Raw genomic sequence first — 20,258 nt, forward strand, 5'->3', positions numbered from 1 at the left:
CCTCCGCGCCAATGGTACTGCGTCTTAAGACGTGGGAGAGTAGGTCGCCGCCAGGTCACTCAGGCTCAAGAGACGCTCAATCACGAAGCATAAGCTTGCATCTTCACACCACATCGAAACGCCCCGGTTCACACGAGCCGGGGCGTTTCGGCGTTTGACGCACAGAGCCGCAATTCGAAAGCAAGCGGCGGAGTGTGCCGGCCGGGCTGGTGGTTCAGATTGCTCCCTCATCGCACCACGGAACCTGTAAGGTTCGAGCGGGGAGAAGGACAGATGACAGTCGCACTCGACACCGTCACCTCTGACGCGATCGGCTTGGAGGCTGAGCGCTGGGAGGCGTTGCGCAGCCGCGATCCTGCCGCCGATGGACGCTTCGTCTACGCAGTCCGCAGCACGGGCGTCTATTGTCGGCCGAGCTGCGCCGCGCGGCCGGCGCGGCCTGAGAATGTCGTGTTCTATGCCGGGAATGCCGAGGCGGAGCAGGCGGGGTTCCGGCCCTGCAAACGCTGCCGGCCGGATGGACCGAGCCAGAACGACCGCCGGGCCGAGGCCGTGGCCCGCGCCTGCCGCCTGATCGAGGAGGCGGAGGAGGCGCCTCCCTTGGAGGAGCTTGCAACGGCGGCGGGGATGAGCCCGCATCACTTCCATCGCATCTTCAAGCAGGTGACCGGCGTCACGCCGCGCGCCTATGTCCAGGCCAACCGCGCCGCCCGCGTCGCCGGTGCGTTGCAGCAGGCCGGCAGCGTGACCGAAGCGATCTATGAGGCCGGCTATGGCTCCTCCGGACGGTTCTACGAGACCGCGGGGGCGCGGCTGGGGATGACACCGACCAGTTACCGCAAGGGTGGAGTGGGGGAGACGATCCGTTTCGCGGTCGGGGTCTGCTCGCTCGGTTCGATCCTGGTGGCGGCGACGGAGCGCGGGGTGTGCGCGATCCTGCTGGGCGACGATCCCGACTTGCTGCTTCGTGATCTGCAGGACCGCTTCCCCAAAGCAGAGTTGATTGGCGGGGATGCGGCCTTCGAAGCGACGGTGGCGCAGGTGGTGGGGTTCGTCGAGGCGCCGGGGACGGGGCTCGACCTGCCGTTGGATATCGGCGGCACCGCCTTTCAGCAACGGGTATGGCAGGCGTTGCGCGCCATCCCGGCCGGTCGGACCGCCAGCTATGCCGAGGTCGCCGACGCCATTGGCGAGCCGGCGGCGGTGCGGGCGGTGGCGCGGGCTTGCGGTGCCAACCCGATCGCCGTGGCGATTCCCTGCCATCGGGTGGTGCGGTCCGATGGCGGCTTGTCCGGCTATCGCTGGGGCGTGGAGCGCAAGCGGGACCTGCTGGACCGCGAGCGCAAGGAGGCGGCGCATTGAGGATTCTGGAGACGCTGGACTGGATGCGCATCGAAGCTGAGCTGGAGTCGGTCGGCCATGCGGTCGTGGGGCCGCTGCTGGATGGCGAGACCTGCAGGACGTTGGCGGGGCTCTATGAGCAGGACACCCCGTTCCGCAGCCGGGTGGTGATGGAGCGGCACGGCTTCGGCAAGGGGGAGTACAAATACTTCACCCACCCATTGCCGGAGCCGATCACCGCCCTGCGCGGGCCGCTCTACCACCGGCTGGCGCCTATCGCCAACAGCTGGGCGGTCGCGATGGGGCTCGACACCCGCTATCCGGCTGACCATGCGGAGTTCCTGGAGCGCTGCCACGCGGCCGGACAGACCCGGCCCACGCCGCTGCTGCTGAAATATGGTCCCGGCGACTACAACTGTCTGCATCAGGATCTGTATGGCGAGACGGTATTCCCGTTGCAGGTCGCCATCCTGCTGTCGGCCCCGGGATCGGAGTTCACCGGCGGCGAATTCGTCCTGACCGAGCAGCGTCCGCGCATGCAGTCGCGCGCCACCGTCGTGCCGCTGGGCCTGGGGGAGGCGGTGATCTTTGCGGTGGACCAGCGCCCGGTGCAGGGCACGCGCGGCACTTACCGCGTTCGGCACCGCCATGGCGTCAGCCCGGTGCGGTCGGGCGCGCGCTATACGCTGGGCATCATCTTCCACGACGCGGCGTGACGCATCACCCCGCTGCCGACGGCGCTCGCGATCCCATGCCGCGCGCAGGCGAGTAGCCGCGCACCGCCAGCGCCGCGAACAGCAGGGTGGCGCCGGTGACGACCGCCAGCGCCAGCCCGTCGATGCGGCCGTAGAGCGCGAAGCGGATCAGCTCCACCCCATGGGTGAAGGGATTGAGGCTGCACAGCCACCACAGCAGCGGGCCGGCCTCCTCCATGCGGTAGAGCGGATAGAGGGCGGAGGACAGGAAGAAGAGGGGGAAGACCACGAAGTTCATCACCCCGGCGAAATTCTCCAGCTGGCGGATGGTGGAGGCCAGCACCATGCCGAGCGCCCCCAGCATCAGCCCGTTCAGCAGCAGGGCCGGCAGCACGGTCAGCGGTGCCCAGACCGGCAGGTCGATGCCGTAGAGCCGGACGATCAGCAGGAAGGCTGCCACCTGGAGAACCGACACCACCACCCCGCCCAGCAGGCGGGCCAGCAGCAGGAAGGCGCGGGGCAGCGGGCTGGTCAGCAGGATGCGCATGCTGCCCATCTCGCGGTCATAGACCATCGACAGCGAGCCCTGCATGCCGTTGAACAGCTGGATCATGCCGATCAGCCCCGGCACGATGTAGACCTCGTAGGGGATGTAGGTCTCGTAAGGCGGGATGATGGCGATGCCGAGCGCGGCGCGGAACCCCGCCGCGAAGACGAACAGCCACACCAGCGGCCGGACCAGCGCGCCGAGGAAGCGCTCGCGCTGATGCACGAAGCGCAGCACCTCGCGCGCGACGATGCCCCGGAAGGCGATCCACCATCCTCCGAACCCCCGGCCGGTCATGCTGCGGCCTCCACCTCGGCGGTGGGCCGGGCGGCGGTCAGCCGGTCGAAACTCTCCGCCACGGTGGCGCAGCCGGTCTCTTCATTCACCGCGGCGACCGGCCCGTTGGCGCGAACCCGGCCGCGATGCAGGACCACCACATGGTCGGTGGCGGGGTCGATCTCGTCGATCAGGTGGGTGGCCCACAGCACGGCGATGCCATCCTCCGCGCACAGGGCGTGGACGTGACGGATCAGGGTGCGGCGGGCGGGGATGTCCAGTCCGACGGTCGGCTCGTCCAGCAGCAGCAGGGTGGGGCGGTGCAGCAGGGCACGGGCGATCTCCACCCGCCGCCGATGGCCGCCGTTCAGCGCGCGGACCTTTTCCGTCCGCCGTTCGAACAGGGACAGGCGCGTGAGTTCCGCTTCGATCCGGCGGTCGGCCTCGCGCCGGCCGATGCCGTGCAGGGCCGCGAAATAGCGCAGGTTCTGCACCACCGTCAGGTCGAGGTCGAGGGTCGGCTGCTGGAACACCACACCCAGATGGGCAAGTGCGTCGCCCGATGCCTGCGCGATGTCGTGGCCGTGGATGCGCACCCGTCCGGCGGTCGGCCGCAGCAGGCCGGTGGCGAGTGCGAACAGCGTGCTCTTGCCTGCGCCGTTGGGGCCGAGCAGGCAGGTGAAGGCGCCGGGCATCACGCGGAAGCCGACATCCTCCAGCGCGAGGCGGTTTCCGCCATAGCTGTGGCGCAGTCCTTCGACCTCCAGTGCCGGCACCGTCATTCCACCGTTCCTCTCTGCCTCAGCCCCTGTTTGTCTCAACCCTTGACCGCCACGCCCCAGGGATAACGGCCGACCTTGACCGTCTTCGTCACCTTCAGGCTGTCGACGTCGATCACCGACACGTCGCCGCTGACCCCGTTGGTGGTGTAGAGCATCTTCTGGTCCGGCGTCAGCGCCAGCTGCCAGACGCGGCGGCCGACCAGCAGGTAATCCTTCACCTCGAAGGTCTTGGCGTCCACCACCGCTACGTGGTTGGCCGGCCCGAGTGCGACGAAGGCATAGCGGCCGTCGTCGGTCAGCTTGACGCCCACCGGCTGGATACGGTCCTTGGCGACGCCCTTGATGTGGAAATCGACGACCTTCGTGACCTTGCGGGTGCCGGTGTCGATGACGCTGACGGTGCCGCCGATCTCCGACGAAACCCACAGCTGCGACCCGTCCTTGGTGAACTGGGCGTAGCGCGGGCGCGGGCCGACCAGCGTGTTGTCGACCACCTCGCGCTTTTCCATGTCGATCCAGTGGACCATGCTGGTCGTCTCGGAGGTGTTGACGCCCCAGCGGCCGTCGGGGCTGACGTCCATCCCCTCCGGCTCTACCCCGACATCGACCTGGAAGGCGACCTTGCGCGTCGGCACGTCGACCACGGTGACGATGTTGCTGTCCTCGTTGGCGATGATCAGGTTCTTGCCGTCGGGGCTGAGGGCGAACTGTTCGGGATCCTCGCCGGAGGGCAGGTTGTGGACGATCTTCTTGCTGGCGAGGTCGAGAACCTGCACCGCATGGTCGTCGCTGGCGCAGATGAACAGCTGGCTGCCGTCCTTCGACAGGGTGATGCCGCGCGGGCGCTTGCCGACCTTGATCGTGTCGGTGACCGCCATGGTCTTGCCGTCGATCACCGAGAGGGTGTTGTCCTTCTCGTTCGATACATAGATGGTCTGGGCCGGGGCGGCCGTCGCCACGGTGGCTGCGATCAGGGCGGCTAAGGAGATGCCGGTGAAGCGGGCGGCGGTCATGGCTTGGTCTTTCCTCGCGTCTTGCAGAGCGTTTCCGGTTGGTCGTAGCCCAGGCTGTCCAGTTCGGTGCGCGGGTGCAGGAATCCCTCCTGCGGCGATACCGACACCACAGACCGGTCGGCGGCCAGCAGCACCGGCTGGCGCAGCTGACCGTCCCAGGGCCGCAGGCTGAGTGGGGCGCCGCGGAAGGCCGACATGGTGAAGTCGGGCGACTGGATGAAGGCGATCAGGCGGTCGGGGTCGGCGGTGCGGGTGCGGGCGGCGGCCTCGCCCACCACGCGGACGGCGGTCCAGTCATTGTGGTCGCGCGCGGTCATCGGGCGCTTGGCCGCCGCCTTGAAGCGGGATTGCAGCTGTGCCGCGCCCCATTGTTCATGGGTGCGATGCCAGACGGTGGGGACCAGCCCCTGGGTGCCGGCGACCGGGCGTGGATCGGCGGTGCGGTAGGACAGGTAGTCGCCGAACTCCCCGACCTCGTCGGCGACGACCAGCACATCGTAGGCCTTGGTCTGGGTGAAGACCGGGATTTCGGATTCGGCGGTGCGGTTGACGTCGCTTTCGGCGGTCCATTCCTTTTCCGCCACGATCTGAGCGCCGAAGCGCTTGGCGGTGCGGCGGATCGCATCGGCGTACAGCTTGTCCTCCGGCCGGCGGCCGGTGACCAGGAACCAGCGCGGCCAGCGCTTCTTCACCAGATATTGGCCGAGCGCGTCGGCCAGCATCGCCCGGCTGGGGGCCACATGGATGAGGTTCGCGGCGCAGGCGCTGCCACGCAGGGCGTCGTCGGGCGCGTTGGCGTTCAGCAGCAGCAGGTTGCGGGCCTCCGGCAGCTTCGACAGGGCTTCCACCGTGGTGCCCGGGGCGTCGACGATGACGAAGCGGTCGCCGCGGCCGGCCAGCTCGCGCAAGGCCGCGGCGGTATCGCCGTCCGGCGGCACCTCCACGCTGTCGAGCAGGAAGGTCTGCTTGAGGAACTTGCCGGTCGTGTTGTTGTCGGCGATGGCGAGATTCGCGCCGGCCAGCCCGTCGTCGGCCGCCGGCTCGTCGGGGTTGGCGACGGAGGGCGGTGGTTCCGGCGTCTGCGACAGCAGGCCGATGCGGATCTCGCCGACAGTCTGGGCTGCGGCACCGGCACCGGGCGTCCCGGCGAGCAGGACGACGGCGAGGGCGGCCAGCGATGCGCTGCGGAGAAGGCCGGAAAGGCAGGGCTTGGTCATCATATCCGTCGGAACGCCAACTGTTTGGTGTGCAGCCTATCGGGCGAATCCGGATGGCGGAATGCGACTATGGAAGGATGGACAGGCGACGGCGGGGGCGGCGCTCCGTCTTGTACGAAAGTCCAATTATTGGTGTGACGGAGCGATGGCTATCCTGGCTGCCCGTTCCTTGATGAAACCACCACTGCCGGGACTTGCCATGGCGTATGTGACCCGCCGCCGATTCCTGTCCGGACTGGCCGCAAGCTGCGCGTCTGTCGGAATCGCGTCCGCACTCGGCGTTCCGCGGAGTGCAGACGCCCGGCCGCTGGACGAGGTGATGGAGCGCGGCCGACTGCGCGTGGCGGTCTATCGCGACTTCCCGCCCTTCTCCTTCCAGCGCGATGGCAAGCTGGTGGGCATCGATGTCGATCTGGCCAAGGCGATCGCGGAGAAGCTGGGCGTCAAGGCCGACATCTACGAGCAGATCCCCGGCGAGACGGTGTCGGACGATCTGCGGGTGGCGGTCTGGCGCGGCAGCCTGTTCGGCGGGGAGCTGGCCGACATCATGATGCACATCCCCTATGACAAGCAATTCGGGCTGATGAATCCGGAAGCGGTGCTGTTCGGCCCCTATCATCACGAGGTGTTCGCGCTCGCCCGCGACCCGCAGCGGGTGCGCTCCGCCGTGCTGGCGACCCTGCCGGACGAGCCGATCGCGGTGGAGATCGACAGCGTTCCCGACTTCTTCCTGCTGGGCCTGCAGGGCGGCCGGCTGCGCAGCCGCGTCATCCATTGCCCGACGCCCGAGGCCGCCATCGAGAAGCTGACCTCCGGCGAGGCTGCGGCGGTGCTGGCGCCGCTGAGCCAGGTGCAGGCGGCGCTGGGTGCGCGGGCCGAGCAGTTCCCGGTCACCACCGTGGCCCTGCCGGGCATGATGACCTCCAACTGGAACATCGGCATGGCGACCAAGGAAAACGCCCGCGACCTCGCCTACAGCATCGGCGACGCGGTGACGGCGCTGACCGAGGACGGGACCATGGGCAGGATCTTCGCCGCTTATGGCGCGACCCACACGCCGCCGCCGCTGGTGGAGTGAGAAAACCCGACCCGGTGCGCGCACTTCGAAGGTGGTTCATGGTTCGCGAGCGATGCCACTGGAGCGTAGCCACAGCTCTTCTCGGCCGTCATTCCCGCGAAGGCGGGAATCCAGCGGACCTGTTGATTGACTGCCTGAAGCGTCTGGATCCCCGCCTTCGCGGGGATGACGGCCGAACAACGACCATAGCCCCGTGGGAGCCCATAGGTCGTTTCTTTCGCTCGCGAGGAGATGCATGAAGTACGCCCTGCGCCAAATGGGACTTGCCGGCGCGATTATCGTCGTCGCAGGCACGGCGTTCGCCGCAAGCTCTCCATCCGATCCCCTGACTCGCGACCCGCTGAACTCGGTGATGTGGGAGGCGTTGCGCGACCAGTATTTCGCCGGCGCCCCGGTGGTGTTCGACGATGCCGTCAGGGTCAACGCCCCGGCGGCGGCGGAGGACACGCGCGCGGTGCCGGTTTCGGTCGATGCCACGGCGCTGGGCCATGTGGTGGAGATGGTGGCGATCGCCGACCTCAACCCGTTCCCGCTGGTGCTGCGCTATCACCCCGGCACCGCCGCGCCCTACATCGCCACCCGCATCAAGATCCAGCAGGCCACCGCCGTGCGCGGCGCGGCACGGACCGCCGACGGGGTGTGGCATGTCTCCGGCGTGATGGTGGATGCGGCGGGTGGCGGCTGCAGCGCACCGCCGGCCTCCTATGCCCAGAAGGATTGGGCCGACCACGTCGGCGAGGTGCAGGCCCGGCTGTGGCCGGCGAACACCGATGGGGTGGCGCGGCTGCGGCTGCGCATCCGCCATCCCAACGACACCGGCCTCGTCGACGGCATCCCCGCCTATTTCATCGAAACCCTGCAGGTCGAGGCGCAGACCCCCGGCGGCGCGCCGGAACTGGCGCGGATCGACAGTCTGGAGCCGGTATCGGAGAATCCGGTCTACTCGCTGGACGTGCGTCCTCCGCCGGACGCCACGGCGCTGGTGCTGCGCGGCCGGGACAACCAGGGCGGCGAAATCCGCGCGACGATTCCGATGCCGCCGCCCGGCGCCCAGCCGGCGATGAGGCCGGCGATGTCCTTGAAGCCCGCCGATCAGCCCTGGAGTGTCGGGCAATGACCATGCCGCTTCTGCGCCGGCTGGCGCTGACCACCGCCGTTGCCGCCGCCCTGATGGTCGGTGCGGCGACAGGAACGGCGCGGGCCGCCGGGCCGCTGACCTATGATCTGAAGCCGACGCGCATCGCCCCCGACACCTATGTGTTCGAAGGCTCGACCAAGCATTTCACCCGCGCCAACGGCGGCAACATCCTGAATGCCGGCTTCATCGTCACCGCCGACGGGGTGATCGTCATCCAGACCGGCCCGTCGCGCCGCTATGGCGAGGAGATGCGCGCGGCCATCCGCAAGGTCACCGAAAAGCCGATCCGCAAGGTCTTCATCAGCAACCTGCATCCCGATTACTGGCTGGGCTCCCAGGCCTTCGCCGACGTTCCCATCGCGGCCCTGCCCGGCACCATCGCCGGCATCCAGGAGGAGGGGAGCGGTATCGCCGACAACATGTACCGGCTGGTCGGCGATTGGATGCGCGGGACCGAGGTGACGGTGCCGACGGAGCCGGTCTATGGCTCGACCGTGAAGTTCGGCGACCACCGGCTGCGGCTGATCCCGCTGAGTGGTCACACCGCCGCCGACCTGATGATCCTGGACGAGACGACGGGCGTGCTGTTCACCGGCGGCGTGGTCTTCTGCGACCGCACGCCGACGACCCCGCATGCCACCGTCGCCGACTGGCTGAAGGAGCTGGATACGGTCGACGGCCTGGACATCCGGCTGCTGGTGCCCAACCACGGGCACATCCGTCCCGACAAGGCCTGCGTCGCCCAGACGCGCGACTGGCTGACCTGGCTGGACGGCACGCTGCGCCATGCGGTGGATTCCGGACTCGACATGGCGGAAGCGTTGGAACTGCCGATCCCTGAGCGATTCGAAGTGCTGGACGTGCTGCGCGAAGAGTATCGCCGCTCCGTCGCCCATCTCTGGCCGAAGATCGAACAGGCTGCTCTGCCGCAGGTCAATTGAAGTGCGGGGGTGAAGCGCGGCCGGCTGACGTTTACGCCTGCTACTATCCGACAATTTACCCAACAGATCATCCGTCTACACTGCCGATATCGTAAAGCGACGCGGTCCCTTCGGCCGCCAAAAGCTTAAAAAGCCGCCCCGATCCCGCTATCGCCCGCCGGACCCGCCCGTCCGGCGGCAACGGACGGGTCATGCCCCGGGCGGTGCCGTCATCATCAGTTTTGGGAGGCAACCGCATATGAAGCGCCTGGTTACAAGTCTCGCCCTGGCAGCCTCGCTGACCGCGTTCAGCGCCACCGGCGTCCTGGCCGCCGACGCCCCGGCCGGCCCGTCCAGCGACGATCTGCTGAAGAGCGCCACCAACACCGAAGCGGTCCTGACCTATGGCATGGGGCCGCAGGCCCAGCGCTTCAGCCCGCTGACCGACCTCAACGCCGACACTGTGAAGAAGCTGGTCCCGGTCTGGTCCTTCTCCTTCGGCGGCGAGAAGCAGCGCGGGCAGGAAGCCCAGCCCATCATCTATGACGGCACCATCTACGTCACCGGTTCCTATTCCCGCCTCTATGCGGTCGATGCCCGCACCGGCCACAAGAAGTGGGAATACAACCACCGCCTGCCCGACGGCATCATGCCCTGCTGCGACGTCGTGAACCGCGGCGCGGCGATCTACAAGGACAAGATCTACTTCGCCACGCTGGACGCCCGCCTCGTCGCGCTGAACCGCGAGACCGGCAAGGTGGTGTGGAACAAGAAGCTGCAGGAATACAAGGACGGCTATTCCAACACCGCCGCCCCGCTGATCATCGACGGCAAGATCATCACCGGCAATTCCGGTGGCGAGTTCGGCGTCATCGGCATGGTCGAGGCCCGCGATGCCGAAACGGGCGAACTGGTCTGGCAGCGCCCGACCATCGAAGGCAACATGGGCACGCTGAACGGCAAGGAGTCGACCGTCACCGGCAAGACCAATGCCAGCTGGCCGGGCGACATGTACAAGACCGGCGGCGGCGCCACCTGGCTGGGCGGCACCTATGACCCGGAGACCAAGACGCTGTTCTTCGGCACCGGCAACCCGGCGCCCTGGAACTCGCACCTGCGCCCCGGCGACAACCTCTATACCTCGTCCACTCTGGCCATCAATCCGGACAATGGCGAGATCAAGTGGCACTACCAGACCACGCCGCATGACGGCTGGGACTTCGACGGCGTGAACGAGTTCGTGTCCTTCGACCTGAAGAAGGACGGCAAGGTCATCAAGGCCGGCGGCAAGGCCGACCGCAACGGCTTCTTCTACGTCATCGACCGCACCAACGGTAAGCTGATCAACGCCTCGCCCTTCGTCACCAAGATCACCTGGGCCAAGGGCATCGACATCGAGACCGGCCGTCCGATCTACAACGACGACAACCGGCCCGGCGCGCCGGCCACCGGCGATGCGCACGACGCCAAGGGCAAATCGGTCTTCGCGGCTCCCGCCTTCCTGGGTGCCAAAAACTGGATGCCGATGGCCTACAATCCGCAGACCGAGCTGTTCTATGTCCCGGCCAACGAGTGGGGCATGGACATCTGGAACGAGCCGATCACCTACAAGAAGGGTGCCGCCTATCTCGGCGCCGGCTTCACCATCAAGCCGCTGTATGACGATTACATCGGCGCGCTGCGCGCCGTCGATCCGAAGACCGGCAAGATCGTCTGGGAATACAAGAACCCGGCCCCGCTGTGGGGCGGCGTCCTGACCACTGCCGGCAATCTGGTCTTCACCGGCACGCCGGAAGGCTATCTGAAGGCCTTCGACGCCAAGTCCGGCAAGGAAGTCTGGAAGTTCCAGACCGGCTCCGGCGTGGTCGGCAGCCCGGTCACCTGGAAGATGGACGGCGAGCAGTATGTCGCCGTGGTCTCCGGCTGGGGCGGTGCGGTGCCGCTGTGGGGCGGCGACGTCGCCAAGCTGGTGAAGGACATCAACCAGGGCGGTTCGCTCTGGGTCTTCAAGCTGCCGAAGGCCTGACCGCAAGAGCGGCCAAGCGGGATGGGGCGGGCCGGAGCGATCCGGTCCGCCCATTCCCGTGCCTGCCCCTATTTAGATGATTTCGTTATCTTTTCCCCGATGTCCTACCATAGTCCAATTATTCGCGCGTCCCACTGCTGATAACGTCTGCTCATGCGAAGCAAAAGCCGCAGGACGGCTAGAAACAGAGGGAACGTCTTTCTCATGAATGCACGGATTATTCGACTTGCCGCCGCCGTTGGTCTGATCGGCGCCGTCGCTCTCCCCGGTCTGGTCTATGCCCATGGCGATGTCGTTCCCCAGCCGGTCGACACCACGGGTCTGGAGAAGCTGGGCGAGACCTGGCGGGACAGCAATCCCTACCGCGGCAACGAGCGCGCCATCGAGATCGGCTCGTCGGCCTTCAACCAGAACTGCGCACGCTGCCACGGCCTGGGTGCTGTGTCCGGCGGCATCGCTCCCGACCTGCGCTATCTGGAAAAGGGCGACGCCGGCGACGAGTGGTTCAAGGAGCGCGTCACCAACGGCTCGATCCGCAACGGCGTGACCTATATGCCGAAGTTCGGCGAGGCGCTGGGCCAGGAGGCTCTGTGGTCGATCCGTTCCTGGCTGGAAACCGTGCACGAGGAATGACCCCTGCCGGATCATTGGCTCTTCTCTTCCACGCTTCACATCCAAGGTGGTCATCCATGATTCGCAGAACCGCATCCCTGGTCGCCGTCGCGGCCGCCCTGCTGGCCGCTCCCGTCTTCGCGGCCGATCACGCCACGCCGGAACAGGCGAAGTCGCTGGTCGCCGACGCCGTCGCCTACCTGAAGGCCAAAGGGCCGGATGAGGCGACCAAGGCCTTCCAGGACCCCAAGGGCAGCTTCCGCCGCGGTGAGCTGTATGTCTTCGTCTTCGACACCGACGGCCGTTACGTGGCCTCCGGCGCCAACCCGAAGCTGGCCGGGACCGACGCCGCCAATCTGAAGGACGCCGAAGGCAAGCCCATCGTCCAGGCGATGATCTCGGAAACCAAGGAAAAGCCGAACGCCGTCATCGACTATGTCTGGCTGAACCGCCAGACCAACAAGGTCGAGCACAAGCATTCCTACATCACCCGCGACGGCGGTTACATCGTCGGGGCGGGGACCTATGACCAGTGAGCGCGCGTCAGTAGCCGCCTGACGCGCCGTCCCCGGTCGATGCCCTGAGACCTGTTCTTCTGAAACTTGGCCGCCCGGCTCTCCCACGAAACAGTGCTTCGTGGGAGAGCCGGGCGGAACTGTTTCGGGACGCCGGCGGGGCGTCGCCTTAGAAAAGCCCCTGCGCCTCGCGCGCGTAGTCCAGCAGCTTTTCCACCGACCGCGCGCGGTCAGCCGTTTCGGCAAAGCGCGTCCGCGCAGCCTCCGCCGCCTGCGACCGTGCGGCGGAGTCCTGCCCAAGCGCCACGGCGCGCTCCAGGAAGGCCGTCTCGTCGGCGACGGTCATGGCCGGCCCGGCCACGCCGGCGACGTCGCCCCGGGCGTAGGTCACCACCGGCAGGCCGTCCGCCAACGCGAATGCGGCACTGCCGCCGCCGCCCTGGCGCGGCGGGTTGAGGTAGGCGGTCGCCACGCCGTACAGCCCGCGAATGCCTTCGACATGACCCAGCGCATGCATCCGCGCCGCGTTGCGGGCGGCGGCGATCCGGCCGGGCAACTCCGACACCGCGCCGGCGAAGGCGACCTGCCCATCCGGCATGCGGTCGAGAAGGCGGTCGAGCGTCTCCAGGAACTCCGGCCCGACCTCCTGGTCCAGGCGGTTGCCGACCACGACGTAAAGCGGCCCGTCAGCGGGCAGGCCGAACTCTGCGCGGCTGCGTTCGGGGCCGGCGGCGGGCAGCGTCCAGCCGAAGGAGAAGGGACGGAAGCGTGCCCGTGCCTCCTCCGGCCAGCCGGCGGCATCGTCCTCCGGCGCATAGCCCAGCAGAATGGTGGCGAGCGAGGGCGACAGGCCGCTGGAGGTCGGCAGGAAGACCACCGGGCGGCTGCCGGCGAACAGGTCGGCCACGGTGTTGGACCCGCCGAAGGCGACGATCACGTCGGGGTCGAACCGATCCACCGCGTCGACGATGGCGGTCAGTTTCTCCTCGTCGAAGCGCGGCTGCGGGAAGGACAGCATGCGGACGTTCGCGCCCTGGGCGGAGATGGTCTGCTCGCCGTCATAATCCTCGGTGACGTTGTAGCTGTATTCGGGGACGAAGCCGTTCTCCCCCTCCACCGCCATGGCGTTGGGGTTGACGATCAGCACCTCGCAGCCATGGTCGTCCTGCAGCCGGCGGGCGTAATCGAAGGCATCGGCCGTGGGTTGGTGGCCCTCGCCCAGCATCTGGTTGGTGATCAGCGCCACCCGCTTGACCGCCATGCGCGGAGACGTCCGGCGCAGGCGGGCGTCCAGGTCGTAGCGGCGCGCGGTCTCCTCCACCAGCAGCCGGTAGAAACGGCGGAACTCGCCATTGGTGAAGGCGCCGACGTCGCCCTTGCGGGCATCGCCCTGGAACAGACGCAGGGCGATTCCCCAATAGGCGTAATGCATGGAGGGCACGGAGAAACGCAGGGGGTCTTCCAGCGCCGTGTTCACCAGATTGCGGTAATAGGCGATGTCACCGCTCAGCAGGAACAGCAGGGACTGGCGCCGCATCACGTCGCCCATCGTATAGCGGGCATCGACCTCCGCCGCGGCGGCGGCGCGGATGTCGTCGTCATAGCGGCGGATCAGATTCGCAAGCGCGCCGACATTGCCCCAGCCCTCGCCTTCGTTGGTCAGCAGGCTCAGAGCGCGGGCGAAGCTGAGCGCCGCCTCGCGCTGTCGGCCGGAGGCGTGCAGGGCGTGGCCCAGATTGGCGTGAAACAGGGGAGAGCTGTCGTCGCCGGCCACCGCCTGGGCGATTCGGTCGACCGCCTCCTCCGCCCGGCCGGATTGCAGGGCGATGACCCCAAGCAGATGGAGGGCGTCCGGATGGCCGGGCGAAGCGTCCAGCACATCGCGGTACAGCCGCTCGGCCTCCGCGGTGCGGCCGGCGCGGTGGTGTTCCGTCGCGACGGCCAACGTCTGCTCGATCTGGTCCATGATGCACGTCCTTGCTGTCGGGGCGGCCCCCATCCCCCGGAGACCGTCGTCCCATGCTGTTTACTCTGTTTTAGGGGACACGCGATCAACTTTCCGCATGCGTAGACCTACGACCATTCGGGGAGGCTGCAGCCGCGGCGTCATCCCCCGACCGACAACAGCCATTACGGGCATCCTGGCACGGTGTCTTTTCTGGGGCCTGCTCGCCATTGCGGGCGCCATATTGGGCGCCATGGGGGCCGCCATGGGAGCCGCTGCGTCCCCTCCGATGGAGGGTACGGTCGGGGAGGCCTCCGGCGGCCCGTCGATCGCGATCAGCCTTGCCGACCGCCGGCTGTACCTGACCGGTTCCGACGGCAATGTCCGCAGCTTCCCGGTCGCCATCGGCCGTCCCGGCGTGCCGATCCCCGTCGGCGACAGCACCATCCAGCGCAAGCGCCGCAACCCGACATGGCGGCCGACCGCGCACCAGCGGCGCGACAAGCCGTCCCTGCCGCGGGCGGTGCCGCCGGGGCCGAACAACCCGCTGGGCAAGTTCGCGCTCGACCTCGGCTGGCCGGCCATCGCCATCCACGGCACCAACGAGCCGGACTCGGTGGGCAGACGGGCCAGCGGCGGCTGTTTCCGCATGCTGCCCGCGGACATCGAAACGGTCTTCGCGGCGACCGAGGTCGGCACGCCGGTGCGGGTGGTGCGGGACCCGCTGGGCGGGAGCGTGCCGGAACGGCCGGCGCCCCCGCCTACGCCCTTGCCGGCGAGGACGCTGCCGGCCGCGGTCAGGACGGCCCCGCCGGCCGCAGTGCGCCCGCAGCCGGTGGCCGCCGTGGCCGCTTCCAGCATGCCCGCTTCCTCCATGCCCGCTTCCTCCATGCCCGCTGCGCCGGTGGCGGAGCCTCCACCCGTGCCGGTTGCCGATCCGCGCTGTGCCACGGTGACGGCGCCGTTGCGGCGGATGATCTGCGACGTCCCCGCACTCGCCCTGCTCGACGGCCGCGTCCGTGGGGCGCAGGAGCGGTTCCTGGCCGGCATCGCCGATCCTGCGGCCCGCGCCGCGGCGTCCTACGACCTGATCCAGGACGAGCGCCGCTTCCACGAGCGGATTGCCGCACTGTGCTGGGTCCGCGCCGGGACCGAGGGCGACCCGGCGGTGGCCGCGGCGGCGCAATCCTGCCTGACGACGGCTCTCGGGCGCCGGCTGACCGATGTGGCGGAACGGATCGCCGGCCTGCGGCGCGGGATGCGGCTGGCCGGAGAGCCATAGCCGGAAAGGCCGAATAGCACCGTCCGCGGTCATTCTGGCTTGCCTGCATGCCTGCGGACTGCTAACCCGCAGGACCTAACCGTTCGGACAATCCGCCGCCCATGCCGATCGACTATTATTTGAACATCGCGGCCTCCGGCCTGCTGACCGGCCTGGTTTATGGGCTGGCGGCGCTCGGCCTGTCGGTCATCTTCGGCGTGGTGCGCGTCGTCAACTTCGCCCATGGCGAGATGATGGTGGCGGGCATGTACGGCGCCGTGCTGCTGGGCGGCTGGCTCGGGCTGGACCCGCTGCTGTCGGCGCCGATCATGGCGGCGCTGCTGTTCGTCTGCGGCTGGCTTCTGCAGCGCGGGCTGGTGAACAAGTTCGTCGAGCGGCCGGAGCACATGCAGTTCATCCTGCTGCTGGGTGTCGCCACCATCCTGGTCAACGCCATGCTGATGCTGTTCGGCCCCGACGCCCGCAATGTCCAGGTGCCCTACAGCTTCGACACGGTGGAGATCGGGCCGATGCTGCTGGACGCCGTGCGGCTGCGCGCCGGGGCGGCGGCCATCGTGGTGGCGGCGGCGCTGTTCGCCTTCTTCCGCTTCAGCCGGACCGGCAAGGCGATCCGTGCCTGCGCCGACAATCCGCTGGGCGCCCGCGTGGTCGGGCTGAACATCGACGGCCTCTATGCGCTGACCTTCGGCATCGGTGCCGCGGTGGTCGGCGTGGCCGGCGCGCTGATGACCCTGCTCGTCGATGCCCGGCCGCAGCTGGCACCGGAATACACGCTGCTCAGCTTCATCATCGTCATCGTCGGCGGGCTGGGCAGCCTGCCCGGCGCGCTGCTGGGCGGCGTGCTGATCGGCATGTCGGAGGCGCTCGCCGGCTTCCTGCTGACGCCGTCCCTGAAATCCCTGTTCAGCTACGGGGTGCTGATCGTGGTGCTGCTGCTGCGCCCGCAAGGGTTGTTGGGGAAACGGTCATGAATGGGCTTTCAGGAGTGACCGGACGAGGGATGGTGCTGCTGGTGCTGGCGGCGCTGGGTCTGGCAGTGGCGCCCTTCGTCGCCGACCGCTATCTGGTGTCGGTGCTGACCACCGTGCTGTGGTTCGCCTATGTCGGGCAGGCCTGGAACGTGATGATGGGCTTTTCCGGCCTGCTGTCGCTCGGCCACGCGCTGTATGTCGGCCTGGGCGCCTATGTCAGCGCCGCGCTGTTCGTTCATTTCGGCATCGGCCCCTGGGCCGGCATGGTGCTGGCGATGCTGGTGGCGGTGGTGGCCGGCTGCATCATCGGCTTCCTGGGCTTCCGGTTCGGGGTGAAAGGCGTGCATTTCGCCCTGCTGACCATCGCCTTCGCCGAGGTGGCGCGCATCGGCTTCGACCACATCACCTGGGTCGGCGGCTCCGGCGGGTTCTTCCTGCCGGTGGAGGCGGGGGCGAGCGACCCGCTGAACCTGCGCGGCTCGCCTGTGCTGTTCTATTACGTCGCGCTGGCGCTGGTGGTGGGAGCGCTGCTGCTGTCGCGGGTGCTGTTGCACAGCCGCCTGGGCTACCAGTGGCTGGCGGTGCGCGAGGAGCCGGACGCGGCGGAGGCGTCGGGCGTCGACCTGTTCCGCGCCCGCATGACCGCGGTGGCCGTGTCGTCCGCCCTGACGGCGCTGGGCGGGGTGTTCCAGGCCTTCTATTTCAACAACCTGTTCCCGGAGCAGGTCTTCTCCATGGGCCGCTCCATCGAGATCATCCTGCCGGCCATCGTCGGCGGCATCGGCACGCTGGTCGGCCCGATCCTGGGCGCCTTCATCCTGACCCCGCTGGGCGAGGCGCTGACCTTCCTGATCGAGGCCGGCGGGCTGGATTTGCCCGGCCTGAAGCAATTGTTCTATGGCGCGGCGCTGGTGGTGATCGTGGTGTTCCGGCCGGAGGGCGTCTGGCCCTGGCTGGCCCGCCGCCTGCGCCTTGTCCGCCAGCCGGGGGAGGGCGCCTGAGATGACCGCTTTGCTCGAGGTCGAGGGACTGTCGAAGCGTTTTCGCGGGTTGAAGGCGGTGTCGGAGGTCAGCTTCACCGTGCCGGAGGAGCGCATCCTCGCCCTCATCGGCCCGAACGGCGCCGGCAAGACCACCACCTTCAATCTGATCGCCGGCGTCTTCCCGCCCGACGAGGGGCGGGTGACGCTGAAGGGCCGCAATCTGACCGGGCTGAAGCCCAATCAGGTCTGCGCCGCCGGGATCGGCCGCACCTTCCAGATCGTCAAGCCGTTCGGCCAGCTGACGGTGGAGGAGAATGTCGTGGTGGGCGCGCTGGCCCGCGAGAAGTCGGTGGAGACGGCGCGCATCCAGGCCCGCGCGGTGCTGGAGCGGCTGGAACTGGCCGATCAGGCCAACCGCCCGGCCCGCAGCCTGACGCTGCCCGACCGCAAGCGGCTGGAGGTCGCCCGCGCGCTGGCCACCCGTCCGACCCTGCTTCTGCTGGACGAGGTGCTGGCGGGACTGCGTCCCACCGAGGTCGACCGGATGGTCGAGGTCCTGCGCGACCTGAACCGGCGCGAGGGGCTGACCATCCTGATGATCGAGCATGTCATGCGCGCGGTGATGGCGCTGTCCGACCGCGTGGTGGTGCTGGACCATGGCGAGAAGATCGCCGACGGCGTCCCGGCGGAGGTCGTCGCCGACCCCCGCGTCGTCGAATCCTACCTGGGCGCCGAAGCCCTGGACTGATCCGGCCCCCGCTCAGTTGCTGAGGTTCGCCGGATCCTCGCGGTAGGTGACGGAGGCGACCTCGGCGGTCAGGGGATGGCCGGGATAGGTGAAGCGGCGCAGCCACTGGGTGTCGCCGGACGCGCTCCAGAAGCGCAGCATCAGCCGGCCCGGCATGCGCGGCAGTTGCTCCGGCCGGCCGGAGACCTGATGAACCGGCTTGCCGTCGACGGTCCAGACGATGCCGTCGGGCTTCCAGTCGAAGCCGTAGCTGTGGAAACCCTTGGCTGCGTCGAACCCCAGATCGACCACCGCATTGCGGTGCCCGACGCCGTTGACGACGTAGCTGATCTCCAGCTTGGTGGTGTCCTTGCCGGCGATGCCGAGCGTGATCTCGTCCCAGGGATCGCCGAAGGGCGGGCCGGTGTAGTGGGAGACCGAGGTCATCACCCCGTCGGCCTTCACCGCCTTCAACGCCACCGTGTAGGCGCCATAGCCGTAGAAGCGATGCGTCGAATATTCGCCGCAGGAATAGCGGTCGTAGCCGGTGATGCGGTCGTCCACCGTCAGGGCGAGGTGACCCTTGCTGGCGGTGACGTTGGCGCGGCTCCAGGTGCAGTTCATATGCCCGCCTGCCTTCCAGCCGTCCGACCGCTGCCAGCGCGAGGGATCGAAGGACCCTGATGTTTCGCTGAAACTGCCGCCGATGTGGCTGAACAGCGAGTCCGCCAGCGCCGGCCCACCGCCGGCGAAAAGAGAGCTGGCCAGCAAGGCCGTGAAGCCGGCGCCGATCAGGGCCGTCACCCGCCCACTCCTCCGCCCGCCGTGTGCCGTGGCGATTCTCCGCATGGCCGTTCCTCCCGCTGCTGCCGGGCCAACCCGAAATTTCGGTCGGCCTGCACCCCGATATCGCAGGTGCAGGGCAGGGCGGCAACCGCGCGGGCGGGGTGCGCCCTCCCGCCAGCTGGCGTACCTCAGGGGATGAGCATCGGACCGTCAGACGTCGGTGACGCCGCTTTTGGGGATGCGCACGTCGCGGTGGACCGACATGCTCAGCAGCAGGCCGACGCCGATCATCAGCGTCATCATCGCCGAGCCGCCGTAGGACACCAGCGGCAGCGGGATGCCGACGACCGGAATCAGCCCCATCACCATCGCCACGTTGACGAAGACGTAGAGGAAGAACTGCGCGGTCATGCCGACCGCGACCAGCCGGCCGAACTGGCTGCGGCTGTTCAGCGCGATGACCCAGCCATAGATGAACAGCAGGACGTAGAGCGCCAGCAGCGTGGCGGCCCCGACCATGCCGAACTCCTCCGCCAGGACGACGAAGATGAAGTCGGTGTGCTTTTCCGGCAGGAACATCAGCTGGCTTTGCGAGCCGGACATGAAGCCCTTGCCGAACAGCCCGCCGGATCCCAGCGCGATCTTCGACTGCAGGATGTTGTAACCGGCGCCGAGCGGATCGGTCTCCGGATCGAGGAAGGTGTAGACGCGCTGCTTCTGGTAATCGTGCAGGAACTCCCAGGCGATTGGGATGGCGCTGAGGCCGCCGCCGATCACCAGCAGGAACTTCCACACCCGGACACCGGCGGCGAAGAAGATGGCGCCGCTGCCCATGATCAGCAGAAGCGAGGTGCCGAGGTTCGGCTGCATCAGCACGAAGGCAACCGGCGTGAAGACGAGCAGCAGGGGCGGGATCAGCAGAAGCGGCCGGCCGATCTGATCCAGCGTCACCCCATGGAAATAGCGGGCGAGCGCCAGCGTCAGCGCCGGCTTCATCAGCTCCGACGGCTGCAGCTGGAAGAAGCCGAGGTCGATCCAGCGCTGGGCGCCCATGCCGATGCGGCCCATCAACTCCACCGCGATCAGCAGGCAGAGCACGACGAAGAAGATGACGTAGGCCGATTTCATCAGGTGGCGGATGTCGATCAGCGCGATGCCCAGCATCAGGACCAGGCCGGGAATGGCGCGGACCAACTGCGGCTGGGCCCAGGGCTTCCAATGGCCGCCGGCGGCGGAATAGAGCAGCCCGACGCCGACCCCGGTGATCGTGCAGACCAGCAGGACCAGTCCCCAGTTGATGAGCCTGAATTTCGTGCCGAGCGTCAGCTGCGACCGCTGCGGCTCCAGGCCGCCGGAGCCGAGATTGGAAAGAACCACGACCTTACGCCGATGTTGCCGGAAGGG

19 protein-coding genes are annotated in these 20,258 nt (G+C 68.1%); 12 read left to right on the forward strand and 7 right to left on the reverse strand.

What is annotated here, in order from left to right:
* Positions 1–273 precede the first annotated feature (273 nt).
* Together ada and TSH20_RS30005 are read left to right on the forward strand one after the other, a co-directional pair.
* Positions 274–1,362, forward strand: a complete 1,089-nt coding sequence (gene ada, locus TSH20_RS30000) for a bifunctional DNA-binding transcriptional regulator/O6-methylguanine-DNA methyltransferase Ada (RefSeq protein WP_109156163.1) — start codon at positions 274–276, stop codon at positions 1,360–1,362.
* Complete coding sequence (locus TSH20_RS30005) at positions 1,359–2,057, forward strand: 2OG-Fe(II) oxygenase (RefSeq protein ID WP_247871250.1); 699 nt, start codon at positions 1,359–1,361, stop codon at positions 2,055–2,057. The genes ada and TSH20_RS30005 overlap by 4 nt, the downstream gene beginning before the upstream one ends.
* Before the next feature lie 4 nt (positions 2,058–2,061).
* Here TSH20_RS30005 and TSH20_RS30010 read toward each other — a convergent pair whose 3' ends face one another.
* From TSH20_RS30010 to TSH20_RS30025, 4 genes are read right to left on the reverse strand one after another with little or no spacing between them, the layout of a single operon-like run.
* Positions 2,062–2,880, reverse strand: a complete 819-nt coding sequence (locus TSH20_RS30010; protein WP_109156162.1) for an ABC transporter permease — start codon at positions 2,878–2,880, stop codon at positions 2,062–2,064.
* Positions 2,877–3,641 carry an ABC transporter ATP-binding protein gene (locus tag TSH20_RS30015; protein ID WP_109156161.1) on the reverse strand — a complete coding sequence of 255 codons (765 nt, stop codon included), beginning with the start codon at positions 3,639–3,641 and terminating at the stop codon, positions 2,877–2,879. The genes TSH20_RS30010 and TSH20_RS30015 overlap by 4 nt, the downstream gene beginning before the upstream one ends.
* A 35-nt stretch (positions 3,642–3,676) precedes the next feature.
* Positions 3,677–4,654, reverse strand: a complete 978-nt coding sequence (locus tag TSH20_RS30020; protein WP_109156160.1) for a YVTN family beta-propeller repeat protein — start codon at positions 4,652–4,654, stop codon at positions 3,677–3,679.
* Entirely contained in the window at positions 4,651–5,874 is a 1,224-nt protein-coding gene (locus tag TSH20_RS30025) for an ABC transporter substrate-binding protein (protein ID WP_247874547.1), read from the reverse strand. Before TSH20_RS30025 ends, TSH20_RS30020 begins: the two co-directional genes overlap by 4 nt.
* A 196-nt stretch (positions 5,875–6,070) precedes the next feature.
* Between TSH20_RS30025 and TSH20_RS30030 the strand changes: the two genes are divergently transcribed.
* From TSH20_RS30030 to TSH20_RS30055, 6 genes are all read left to right on the forward strand, one after another.
* Positions 6,071–6,949 carry a transporter substrate-binding domain-containing protein gene (locus tag TSH20_RS30030; RefSeq protein ID WP_109156159.1) on the forward strand — a complete coding sequence of 293 codons (879 nt, stop codon included), beginning with the start codon at positions 6,071–6,073 and terminating at the stop codon, positions 6,947–6,949.
* A gap of 235 nt (positions 6,950–7,184) precedes the next feature.
* Entirely contained in the window at positions 7,185–8,066 is an 882-nt protein-coding gene (locus TSH20_RS30035; protein WP_109156158.1) for a quinoprotein dehydrogenase-associated SoxYZ-like carrier, read from the forward strand.
* Positions 8,063–9,028, forward strand: coding sequence for a quinoprotein relay system zinc metallohydrolase 1 (locus TSH20_RS30040; protein WP_109156157.1), 966 nt, complete (start codon positions 8,063–8,065; stop codon positions 9,026–9,028). Before TSH20_RS30035 ends, TSH20_RS30040 begins: the two co-directional genes overlap by 4 nt.
* A 238-nt stretch (positions 9,029–9,266) precedes the next feature.
* Complete coding sequence (locus TSH20_RS30045; protein ID WP_109156156.1) at positions 9,267–11,033, forward strand: methanol/ethanol family PQQ-dependent dehydrogenase; 1,767 nt, start codon at positions 9,267–9,269, stop codon at positions 11,031–11,033.
* A gap of 204 nt (positions 11,034–11,237) precedes the next feature.
* A complete protein-coding gene (pedF, locus tag TSH20_RS30050) occupies positions 11,238–11,666 on the forward strand; it encodes a cytochrome c-550 PedF (RefSeq protein ID WP_109156155.1) in 429 nt (142 codons plus the stop codon).
* A gap of 56 nt (positions 11,667–11,722) precedes the next feature.
* Positions 11,723–12,181 carry a cache domain-containing protein gene (locus TSH20_RS30055; protein ID WP_109156154.1) on the forward strand — a complete coding sequence of 153 codons (459 nt, stop codon included), beginning with the start codon at positions 11,723–11,725 and terminating at the stop codon, positions 12,179–12,181.
* A gap of 148 nt (positions 12,182–12,329) precedes the next feature.
* Here the strand turns inward: TSH20_RS30055 and TSH20_RS30060 are convergent, their stop codons facing one another.
* Positions 12,330–14,126, reverse strand: a complete 1,797-nt coding sequence (locus TSH20_RS30060; RefSeq protein ID WP_109156153.1) for a tetratricopeptide repeat protein — start codon at positions 14,124–14,126, stop codon at positions 12,330–12,332.
* Between the two features lie 244 nt (positions 14,127–14,370).
* Between TSH20_RS30060 and TSH20_RS30065 the strand changes: the two genes are divergently transcribed.
* The 4 genes from TSH20_RS30065 (at position 14,371) to TSH20_RS30080 (ending at position 18,089) form a co-directional block, all read left to right on the forward strand.
* Complete coding sequence (locus TSH20_RS30065; protein ID WP_247871249.1) at positions 14,371–15,387, forward strand: L,D-transpeptidase; 1,017 nt, start codon at positions 14,371–14,373, stop codon at positions 15,385–15,387.
* 101 nt (positions 15,388–15,488) lie between these two features.
* Positions 15,489–16,358, forward strand: coding sequence for a branched-chain amino acid ABC transporter permease (locus TSH20_RS30070; RefSeq protein ID WP_109156151.1), 870 nt, complete (start codon positions 15,489–15,491; stop codon positions 16,356–16,358).
* On the forward strand, positions 16,355–17,359 hold the full coding sequence (locus TSH20_RS30075) for a branched-chain amino acid ABC transporter permease (RefSeq protein WP_109156150.1): 1,005 nt from the start codon (positions 16,355–16,357) through the stop codon (positions 17,357–17,359). The genes TSH20_RS30070 and TSH20_RS30075 overlap by 4 nt, the downstream gene beginning before the upstream one ends.
* A 1-nt stretch (position 17,360) precedes the next feature.
* Positions 17,361–18,089 (forward strand): ABC transporter ATP-binding protein, encoded by a 729-nt coding sequence (locus tag TSH20_RS30080; RefSeq protein ID WP_109156149.1) that lies wholly within the window; start codon positions 17,361–17,363, stop codon positions 18,087–18,089.
* Between the two features lie 12 nt (positions 18,090–18,101).
* Here the strand turns inward: TSH20_RS30080 and TSH20_RS30085 are convergent, their stop codons facing one another.
* Positions 18,102–18,872, reverse strand: coding sequence for a family 16 glycosylhydrolase (locus tag TSH20_RS30085; protein ID WP_247871248.1), 771 nt, complete (start codon positions 18,870–18,872; stop codon positions 18,102–18,104).
* A 192-nt stretch (positions 18,873–19,064) separates the two neighbouring features.
* The gene (gene rodA / locus TSH20_RS30090; RefSeq protein WP_109156147.1) at positions 19,065–20,231 is read right to left on the reverse strand and encodes a rod shape-determining protein RodA; all 1,167 of its coding nucleotides are present in this window, start codon (positions 20,229–20,231) and stop codon (positions 19,065–19,067) included.
* Positions 20,232–20,258 lie beyond the last annotated feature (27 nt).

Origin of the sequence: Azospirillum sp. TSH20 (assembly GCF_003115935.1) — a bacterium.
Lineage (GTDB): Bacteria > Pseudomonadota > Alphaproteobacteria > Azospirillales > Azospirillaceae > Azospirillum.

Bases quoted from the DNA above. Each gene is read 5' to 3' on its own strand.
- TSH20_RS30075 (WP_109156150.1), top strand. From the start codon at position 16,355: ATGAATGGGCTTTCAGGAGTGACCGGACGAGGGATGGTGCTGCTGGTG.
- TSH20_RS30080 (WP_109156149.1), top strand. From the start codon at position 17,361: ATGACCGCTTTGCTCGAGGTCGAGGGACTGTCGAAGCGTTTTCGCGGG.
- TSH20_RS30020 (WP_109156160.1), bottom strand. From the start codon at position 4,654: ATGACCGCCGCCCGCTTCACCGGCATCTCCTTAGCCGCCCTGATCGCA.
- TSH20_RS30060 (WP_109156153.1), bottom strand. From the start codon at position 14,126: ATGGACCAGATCGAGCAGACGTTGGCCGTCGCGACGGAACACCACCGC.
- TSH20_RS30030 (WP_109156159.1), top strand. From the start codon at position 6,071: ATGGCGTATGTGACCCGCCGCCGATTCCTGTCCGGACTGGCCGCAAGC.
- TSH20_RS30070 (WP_109156151.1), top strand. From the start codon at position 15,489: ATGCCGATCGACTATTATTTGAACATCGCGGCCTCCGGCCTGCTGACC.
- pedF (WP_109156155.1), top strand. From the start codon at position 11,238: ATGAATGCACGGATTATTCGACTTGCCGCCGCCGTTGGTCTGATCGGC.
- TSH20_RS30035 (WP_109156158.1), top strand. From the start codon at position 7,185: ATGAAGTACGCCCTGCGCCAAATGGGACTTGCCGGCGCGATTATCGTC.
- TSH20_RS30055 (WP_109156154.1), top strand. From the start codon at position 11,723: ATGATTCGCAGAACCGCATCCCTGGTCGCCGTCGCGGCCGCCCTGCTG.
- TSH20_RS30015 (WP_109156161.1), bottom strand. From the start codon at position 3,641: ATGACGGTGCCGGCACTGGAGGTCGAAGGACTGCGCCACAGCTATGGC.
- ada (WP_109156163.1), top strand. From the start codon at position 274: ATGACAGTCGCACTCGACACCGTCACCTCTGACGCGATCGGCTTGGAG.
- TSH20_RS30065 (WP_247871249.1), top strand. From the start codon at position 14,371: ATGGGAGCCGCTGCGTCCCCTCCGATGGAGGGTACGGTCGGGGAGGCC.
- TSH20_RS30040 (WP_109156157.1), top strand. From the start codon at position 8,063: ATGACCATGCCGCTTCTGCGCCGGCTGGCGCTGACCACCGCCGTTGCC.
- TSH20_RS30010 (WP_109156162.1), bottom strand. From the start codon at position 2,880: ATGACCGGCCGGGGGTTCGGAGGATGGTGGATCGCCTTCCGGGGCATC.
- TSH20_RS30045 (WP_109156156.1), top strand. From the start codon at position 9,267: ATGAAGCGCCTGGTTACAAGTCTCGCCCTGGCAGCCTCGCTGACCGCG.
- TSH20_RS30025 (WP_247874547.1), bottom strand. From the start codon at position 5,874: ATGATGACCAAGCCCTGCCTTTCCGGCCTTCTCCGCAGCGCATCGCTG.